We start from the raw sequence: 7,780 nt of genomic DNA, 5'->3' as shown, positions 1-7,780 counted from the left end.
GCTGTCAGCGTATGACCGGGCTGGATTCCGATCAAGTGCAGTGGTTGTACGAGCACGTGGACGCCCTGTTGGACTGGGATCTCCCGATGGGGCGGCCGCGGGCGTTGCCGCTGTACACGGCGTTGGTGCTGGTGCTGTTCGGGCTGCGGCACAACCTGGCGCCGGACGTGCTGGGTGAGGTGTTCGGGTGCGGCTCCTCGACGGTGGAGCGTTATCAGGAGGAGTTGGAACCGCTGGTGGACGACGTGTTGACTGCGCTGTACGAGCAGGTCCGTGACCAGGCTGGGCGGGAAGCGGTCCTGGTTGACGGCTTGGTCGCGCCGGTCGGCGAACGCGACGGCACCGACGGGCTGTTCTCCGACAAGAAGGGCTTCTGCGGGCAGAACGTGCAGGTGGTGGCCACGCTGTCCGGGCGGGTGGTCGACGTGGGTGACCCATGCCCGGGCGCGATGCATGACCGCAAGGCCTTCGACGCCTCCGGTATCGCCGCCAAGTGGGCCGACCACTATGCCCCAGGCGGACCCGGCATGATCGGTGACAAGGGCTACCAGGGCGCCGGCATCCGAACCCCGTACAAGAAACCCCCGGGCCGGGACCTGACCGAGGCCCGGCGGGCCTGCAACTCCGCACTCAACCGGAAACGTGCCGCCGTCGAACGCGCCATCGCCCACCTCAAGTGCTGGAAGGTCCTCAAGACCGGGTTCCGCCGATCACTGGAACACTTCCCCGCCACATTACGCACGGTGACCAAATTGGAGATGTTTCGTGTTTACGGATTACGTTGAACAAACCCGACAATAGTTTTGGGAAGTCCTCCGGGAGACTGTCACGCCGGGATCTGTGGGAGCCCGGGGGTGAGATTCCCCCGGGCGACCCGACCACGAGAGCTCTTGGAGGACATCTCCAGGAGCGAGCCGGACGATCCGGACGTCTTCGGGCTCGGCAGACGCTGATGGACACCTACCACCAGCTGACCAGCACGAACATTTCGACGAGGCAGGCGAAACGGCTGACCGGTATCGCCCGGTCCAGCGCTGATCGTGACCGGCGGCGTCCGACACCGGCCCGCCCGGTGCGACGCCCACCGGCGAACGCGTTGTCCGGCGCCGAACGTGAGCAGGTTCTGCACGTGTTGAAAGTTGTGGAGTTCGTCGACGCGGCTCCGGCGCAGGTCTACGCGGCACTGCTGGATCAGGGCGTCTACGTCGGTTCGATCGCCACCATGTACCGGCTGCTGCGCGAGCACGAGCAGCTCCGCGAACGGCGGCGGCTGGCCCGGCACCGGCCCGGCAACGCCCCGAACTGGTCGCCGACCGGCCCAGGCAGGTCTACACCTGGGACATCCCCAAACTCGCCGGTCCCGTGAAAGGCTCGCACTTCGATGCGAATGTGATGATCGACATCTACTCCCGGTACATCGTCGGCGCCCGGGTCCACGCCCGCGAGTCCGGCCCGCTGGCCGGAGCATGATGCGCGAGGTGTTCGGCGCCCACGGTGTCCCGCACGTGGTCCACGCCGACCGGGGCACCTCGATGACCTCGAAATCGGTCGCCGACCTACTCGAAGGCTCCAGGTGACCCGCTCACACTCACGGCCGAAGACCTCCAACGACAATCCGTACTCCGAGGCCTGGTTCAAGACGCTGAAGTACGCGCCGGTCTTCCCGGACCGCTTCGCGTCGCTGGCCGACGCACGGGCGTTCATGACCGACTTCGTGACCTGGTACAATCACGCCCACCGACACTCCGGCATCGGACTGCACACCCCCGCCGACGTCCACCACGGCCGCCACCACCAGATCCGCGCCGGACGCGAGAACACCCTCGCCGCAGCGCGCACCGCCCACCCGGAACGGTTCGGCACCGCCCGACCTCTACCCAGAATCCTCGAACCACCCAATCAGGTCTGGATCAACCGGCCCGACCAGCAAACCCAGCCCGAGCTGCAGGCCGCTTAACTCCCGTTGGCCTCATTCCCTTGACACGTTCCGGCACCACCCATGCCCGGCTCCAGGCCGTCCAAGCGGAACGCGACAATGTCGGTCTGGAGCGGGCATGGGGCTCATCCCGCAGCACCTCCTCCAGTCGTATGTGCGTCTGCTCGCGGTACTGGCAGACCCCTGGGTCAAAGGTGCCCCGCACTCCGACTACACGCTGACACAGGACAACCGGCTCCGTTCGCACTGCGGCGACGAGGTAGTGGCCTTGCCCCGGGTCACGTGCGGCCCCGAGGGACGCGTCGTCACCGCACGGGCTTCCTGGATCGTGCCCGCCGACGCCCTGCCCGAAGGACGGGATGACGTGGACCTTGCCGTCCGCTGGGACGAGTTTCGGCGCGAGCACGGTATGCCCGAGGAGGTCTTCGTCCACCAGCTCGGCAGCGGGCGCTTCAGCCTCACCCGGGACCACAAACCGATGTGGGTCTCGCTGGCCTCGCCTCTCTCCGTGGGTGTCCTGCGGCAATGGCTGAACCCAGCGACGCGCCCCGTCCGGATGGTGGAGGCCCTGCCCACGCGTGGACGGCAAACACAGCGCGACCACCTTGGTCGCCCCCGGGTCACCGAGCATGCGGCGCTGCTGTCCTGGCCGAAGGAGTACGAGGAACCGTGACGATGACGACCACCTTCCCGCATGACTCCGCCTACCAAGCGGACTGGTGGTATGTACGCGCATACCCTGGCCACCCGGACCTCATGGACGAGGCGACCAGGGTCCTGGTCCGGGGCTAGCCGTCCATGCCGCACAGGAGACCGCCTCGGCGTGGTTCTTCACCCGCTACTGGGACATGAGCGGTCACCACCTGCGGTTCGCCTGGCCTGTCCCCCGGAGGGCGCGGACCATGTCCACGACCGGCTGCCCGAAGTCGTCGAGCTACTCCACAGCCTGCCCGGCCCCACCCCTGCCGCGCGGCTCGTGCCCGGCTCCGTACCCCAAGGGCTGCCCCTTGTTAGACAGGCCCGCTGCGCCTTGTACGCCCCGGAACTGGCCAAGTACGGAGGTGCCCCAGGGGTGTGGCGGGCCGAGAGGCTGTTTACCGCGTCCAGCCGCCTGTACATCGAGCAGCAGATCGGCTCCATGGAGCCACTGTTTTCCCGGGCGGCCCTGGCAGTCGCGTACATGCGCTCCCTCGTGTGTGCGGCGCTCCCCGATCAGGAGGCGCAGTCCGGGTTCTGGGCGGCCCACCGGCGTCAGTGGGGTCGCCAGCTGGCCATGTGCGCACCAGACCAGGACCAGCGTCGCCACCTCCTCGCTCGCGCGGCAGCCGGCGTGCACGCGGTGCCCCTGGAGGACCGACACCGCGAGGCCGTACAGGAGCACGTTGCCACGGTCGTTTGTGCCCTCGGTGACGCGGCGGTGGACGGAAATCCCGTCCCGCGCCCGGTCCTCCTTCTGCACTACCTGCACATGGACATGAACCGCTGGGGCTTCGTGCCCGCCGAGGAGAGTTTGCTGGGAGTCCTGGCATCGGCCGGCAGGCGGTAGCCACCCGAGTGCCGCACGCTACGTAAACCCTTAACCAGCTAGCTATGTTTCCGCCTTGACATTCACTTGTAGATTCGGAAGGTAGATGTCAATGTAGGAACGATGTGCGACTCGGCGAGTTCTCAGCAGTACCCACGAGACGCTGACTCGGAAATGCGCGAACTAGACACCGACACCACGGCACCCGTTCTCGAGGCCAACTCACCACGGGAGGCGGCGATCCGGCTCACCGCCGTCACCAAGCGTTACCCCGGCCCCCACGGCGTTACGAAGACCGCGACGGACGGGATCGATTTGACGGTCCACCACGGCGAGATCTTCGGCCTCCTCGGCCCGAACGGAGCCGGGAAGACCACCACGATCGAGCTGCTGGCCGGCCTGCGCCGCCCCACCTCCGGGACCGTGCGCATTCTGGGACTTGACCCGGCGGTCGAGCGCGACGAGGTGCGCCGCCAGGTCGCCATCCAGCCCCAGCAGGCGGCGCTCTTCCCGCAGCAGACTGTCGTCGAACTCCTGCGGGTCTGGGCCTCCTTCTACCCGGCGCCCGAAGCCCCCGAGGTCATCATCGAGCGCATCGGCCTCGTCGAATCCCGGGACGTCCGGGTGGCCAAGCTCTCGGCCGGACAGCGCCAACGCCTGCTCGTCGGCACCGCCCTCATCTCCCGCCCCCGGGTCCTGATTCTCGACGAGCCTTCCACCGGCCTCGATCCCAACGCCCGCCAGGAACTCTGGTCCGCGATCCGTGGCCACCGCGTCGGCGGCGGCACGGTTCTGCTCTCTACCCACTCCATGGCGGAGGCCGAGACGCTCTGCGACCGGGTGGCCGTCCTCCACCAGGGCAAGGTCACCGCCGGCGGAGCGCCCCAAGAGCTCATCGCCCACCATGCACCGGAACGCGAGGTCCTCTTCACCGTTGCCGCCGGCACGGACCTCACCGGACTGCGCGCCGCCGAGGGCGTTACCCACGTGGCGTCCCACGACACCGCTGACGGCACCCGCGTCACCGTTCGCACCCGCGACTCCGACCTCGTACTCAGCCTGCTCACCGGCCCCCTCGCGGCCACCCGGATCCAGCTCAGGGAAGCAGGCCTGGAGGCGGTCTTCCGCCACCTGACGGGCGTGCCGTTCCAGCACGCAGCCGAAGGCGCACCTGCGGACAGCGACCCGGAAGGGGCCACGGCGTGATCACCACTGCTACCCGCGAACTGGCCATGCTCCACGCCCGCGAACTCCTCCGCGAGCCCCGGTACTTCTACTTCGCGCTCTTCTTCCCCTTCGGAATGCTGGCCATCTTTCTCGGCATCGGCGCGGTCGTCCCACAGGAGAGCGGCGCTCCGGACTTCATCCAGATGGTCATCCCGATGGCCATCTTCCTGGCCGTCACCAGCTCCGCGCTCACCGTCACGGCTGGCCCGCTGGCCACCCTGCGGACCAACGGGACCCTGCGCCTCCTGGGCACCACCCCCGTGGGTCGGGCCCGCCTCATCCGCACCCACATGTTCCCGCGGGTCCTCATGGTGACCGCCCAGACGGTCGCCCTGCTCGCGGTGGCCGGCGGCTTGGGCAAGGTGGAACCAGCCCGGCTGCCCGCGCTGTTCGGCATCGCTCTCCTGGGCCTGGCCATGTTCGGCAGCGTCGGCTACCTCATTGGCGGCCGCCTGGCCTCGCCGGACGCCGCCACCAACGTGGGCACGCTGGTCCAGCTCTCCGCCCTCTTCCTCAGCGGCCTCGCCTTCCCCATGGAACTCATGCCGGACGCCGTCCGCGCCACCCTAGGTCTGCTCCCGAGTACCTTCTTCGCGGACCTCATGCTCACCCAGATGCCGGACGGCTCACCCCAGCACCCGGTGTGGCTCTCGATTCTGGTGGTGCCCGCCACCACGGTCGTGGTGGTGTGGCTGGCGGTCCGCACCTTCCGCTGGGACCAGGGCGAGACGGCGTAACGCGCGACGGGCGTACGGAGAGAAGTAGACGATGCTTGGACGGCCAGTAACGGCCGTAGTGGTACAGAAAGGCACCATGATGGACGAGAACCAGGCGCGCGAGGCCCTTGCCTCCGCTGACGCGGTCGCCTCGCGGATGCGGACCGGACGCCGCCCCTGTACGGCTCTGATCCTGCTTCTGGGCATGGTCATGATGCTCCTGACCGCGGTGTATGGCCTGCTCGTCCAGCCTAAGATGCCGTACACCGTTCCCGTCCTGCTGCTGCTCCCGCTGCTGGCCCTTGGCATCTACACCGCGACCCGACCCGTCCTGCCCCGCCACTACCGCGCTCTGTACACCGTGAGCACGGTGGCCGGGGCGGGCATCTACAGCCTGACCGTCACCCTCGGCTCCACCTGCTTCTCTGGGAGCACGCCTGGTGGCTACCAGGCGCCGTTCTCTGCGGGGTCCCGTTCCTTGTGATCGGCATCCTTGAGCGAAAGGCCTTCCGACCCAAGGAGGGTGAGCGGTGACACACCCGCGCAAGTCGCTCGACAGCGTGATTCACGCGCCCGTGCGGTACTCCATTGCCGCCGCCCTCGCGTCGGTCGACGAAGCGGACTTCAGGACCCTACGCGACGCGATCGAGATCACCGACTCGGCTCTCTCCAAACAGATCGCCCTCTTGGAAGAGGCGGGATACGTCAAGGTCCGCAAAGTCTTCGTCGGTAAGCGCACCCGTACCTGGCTCTCGCTCTCCCCCATGGGTCGCACCGCCTTTACCCGGCACGTGGAAGCCCTTCAGGACATCGCCTCTGGCGCCCCACCGGTGAAGGACGCGGACTGATGCCAACGGCGTGTTCACAGCTGGTCAGCCTGCCAGCGGCCAGGCGCGTGGTCGGCTGATTCCTCGGGCTGCGGCCCTGGCCACGACTGATCCGCAGCTGCTGGGCCTGGCACTGGGGACCGGTTGACGTATCGGGCTATGCCGCAATGGGGTCGCTGAGATCCTGCTACACACCCACGACATCACTCAGACTCAGGGCTTGTCGGTTCCGTGGCTTCCGTCGGACTCTATTCCCGCTTGCTCCGGGGCCGGCCGACCCCTACCCGGTCTACGAGCAGATCCGGGCGCTCGGGCCGCTGTCGCGCAGCGCGCCGGGGGCGTGGGTGACGACCGTTCAAGGTGCGCGGTGCGGACCTGGCGATCGGCGAGCTGACCGACATGTTCCGCGGCGTCATCAAGATGCGGCAGGAGAACCCCGGTGACGATCTGATCAGTCAGCTGCTGCCCGCGATCGACGAGGGTAAGCTGACCATGGACGAGCTGGAGCCGCTCTGCATGTTCCTGCCGTCTGCCGGCTCGGAGACCACGGTCAATCTGATCGGAAACGGTGTGTGGGCGCTGCTGGCCAACCCGGACCAGTGGGACATGCTCTGCGCCGATCCGGAGGGCCTGGCGGCGGGCGTGGTCGAGGAGACGTTGCGGTTCGACCTGCCGGTGCAGCAGTATCGTCGCGTGGTCCACCAGGAGATCGAACTCGCCGGGGAGATCTTGGCGGTCGACAATGAACTCGCGATCCTGGCCGCCGCCGCGAACCGCGACCCGGCCGTCTTCGACGATCCGCACCGCTACGACATCACCCGGAAGAGTGCCGCCGATACGCTGTCCTTCTCGGCCGGTATCCACTACTGCCGGGGAGCGGCGCTGGCGCGGGTCGAGGCCGCGGCGGCGTTCCGGGCGATCGCGAAGCGCCTGCCCGACCTGCATGCCGCCGGTGAGCCCCGGCGCCGGGACTCCTTCATCATCCACGGCATGCTGCACTTTCCGCTCGCTGCTGGGTGAGCGCAGTGGACCAACCTGCGTGCAGGCGCCTTCGTAGGTCCCGCAAGTCGGGCAAACTGGGCCCGCCGCCTAGTGACATCGAGGGGAACCATGGAGCCATCGACCATTCGGTATGCCGCAGCGGAAAGTCCTGATGTGGATGGCGGGCCGGCAGCGTTGCGACTGTCCGGCTTGCACAAGGAGTTCGGCTCGAACACGGCGGTTGACCATGTCGATCTCGTCGTGCCGCAAGGCTCCTTCTTCGGACTGGTCGGCCCGAACGGGGCGGGCAAGACGACGTCGTTGTCCATGGCCGAGCGTCGGGAGATCTCTGACGTCCGAACCTGCGGACTCGGGTCCGCTGCCCTATTTTCGGCAGACGTCACGAACATGTTCACGACGCCTATTCCCAGCTCAGATACGTATCAACGCTGGGACCGGTCGGTAAGCTGGAACAGGACTACCTGCGCCGCATCCTGCTGCGCGAGCGGGACAAGCCCGGCGGCGCGGCACCTGCCCTGATTGGGCAGACCGTTCGGTTCGCCCTGGA

At 67.7% G+C, this 7,780-nt stretch carries 11 protein-coding genes and 2 pseudogenes; all 13 read left to right on the top strand.

The genetic code is table 11. From position 1 onward, the window contains the following. Window positions 1-785, top strand: a 785-nt coding sequence (locus T398_RS26265; RefSeq protein WP_496450494.1) for a transposase family protein, incomplete at its 5' end; no start/stop codon positions are given. Window positions 786-952: 167 nt separating this feature from the next. Next, window positions 953-1,366 carry a hypothetical protein gene (locus tag T398_RS26260; RefSeq protein ID WP_496450493.1) on the top strand — a complete coding sequence of 138 codons (414 nt, stop codon included), beginning with the start codon at window positions 953-955 and terminating at the stop codon, window positions 1,364-1,366. Window positions 1,367-1,573: 207 nt separating this feature from the next. Continuing rightward, window positions 1,574-1,957: an integrase core domain-containing protein gene (locus T398_RS26255; RefSeq protein ID WP_496450492.1), complete on the top strand. Its 384-nt coding sequence runs from the start codon at window positions 1,574-1,576 to the stop codon at window positions 1,955-1,957. Window positions 1,958-2,054: 97 nt separating this feature from the next. Next, window positions 2,055-2,609 (top strand): hypothetical protein, encoded by a 555-nt coding sequence (locus tag T398_RS26250; RefSeq protein ID WP_496450491.1) that lies wholly within the window; start codon window positions 2,055-2,057, stop codon window positions 2,607-2,609. Beyond that, window positions 2,606-2,728 (top strand): hypothetical protein, encoded by a 123-nt coding sequence (locus tag T398_RS26245; RefSeq protein ID WP_496450490.1) that lies wholly within the window; start codon window positions 2,606-2,608, stop codon window positions 2,726-2,728. Before T398_RS26250 ends, T398_RS26245 begins: the two co-directional genes overlap by 4 nt. 49 nt (window positions 2,729-2,777) lie before the next feature. Continuing rightward, window positions 2,778-3,482: a lantibiotic dehydratase C-terminal domain-containing protein gene (locus T398_RS26240; RefSeq protein ID WP_496450495.1), complete on the top strand. Its 705-nt coding sequence runs from the start codon at window positions 2,778-2,780 to the stop codon at window positions 3,480-3,482. 153 nt (window positions 3,483-3,635) lie between these two features. Further along, entirely contained in the window at window positions 3,636-4,667 is a 1,032-nt protein-coding gene (locus T398_RS26235) for an ABC transporter ATP-binding protein (protein WP_496450489.1), read from the top strand. Beyond that, on the top strand, window positions 4,664-5,425 hold the full coding sequence (locus T398_RS26230) for an ABC transporter permease (protein ID WP_496450488.1): 762 nt from the start codon (window positions 4,664-4,666) through the stop codon (window positions 5,423-5,425). Before T398_RS26235 ends, T398_RS26230 begins: the two co-directional genes overlap by 4 nt. Before the next feature lie 76 nt (window positions 5,426-5,501). Next, complete coding sequence (locus T398_RS26225) at window positions 5,502-5,888, top strand: hypothetical protein (protein ID WP_496450487.1); 387 nt, start codon at window positions 5,502-5,504, stop codon at window positions 5,886-5,888. Window positions 5,889-5,934: 46 nt separating this feature from the next. After that, window positions 5,935-6,252: a winged helix-turn-helix domain-containing protein gene (locus tag T398_RS26220; protein ID WP_496450486.1), complete on the top strand. Its 318-nt coding sequence runs from the start codon at window positions 5,935-5,937 to the stop codon at window positions 6,250-6,252. 339 nt (window positions 6,253-6,591) lie between these two features. Beyond that, window positions 6,592-7,251: a cytochrome P450 gene (locus T398_RS26215; RefSeq protein ID WP_496450485.1), complete on the top strand. Its 660-nt coding sequence runs from the start codon at window positions 6,592-6,594 to the stop codon at window positions 7,249-7,251. 90 nt (window positions 7,252-7,341) lie between these two features. Beyond that, window positions 7,342-7,581 (top strand): annotated as a pseudogene (locus tag T398_RS26210) (ATP-binding cassette domain-containing protein); the annotation flags it as partial. A gap of 98 nt (window positions 7,582-7,679) precedes the next feature. Then, a pseudogene (locus T398_RS26205) lies at window positions 7,680-7,780 on the top strand (kinase); the annotation flags it as partial.

The sequence above is a fragment of the Salinispora goodfellowii genome, from assembly GCF_059570675.1.
The sequence above is the reverse complement of the archived record's forward strand: the minus strand, read 5'-3'. Positions and strand labels throughout refer to the sequence as shown.

What these genes read in the sequence shown, in the direction of transcription:
- T398_RS26235 (WP_496450489.1), top strand. Translation starts at nt 3,636, where the DNA reads ATGCGCGAACTAGACACCGACACCACGGCACCCGTTCTCGAGGCCAAC.
- T398_RS26250 (WP_496450491.1), top strand. Translation starts at nt 2,055, where the DNA reads ATGGGGCTCATCCCGCAGCACCTCCTCCAGTCGTATGTGCGTCTGCTC.
- T398_RS26260 (WP_496450493.1), top strand. Translation starts at nt 953, where the DNA reads ATGGACACCTACCACCAGCTGACCAGCACGAACATTTCGACGAGGCAG.
- T398_RS26225 (WP_496450487.1), top strand. Translation starts at nt 5,502, where the DNA reads ATGATGGACGAGAACCAGGCGCGCGAGGCCCTTGCCTCCGCTGACGCG.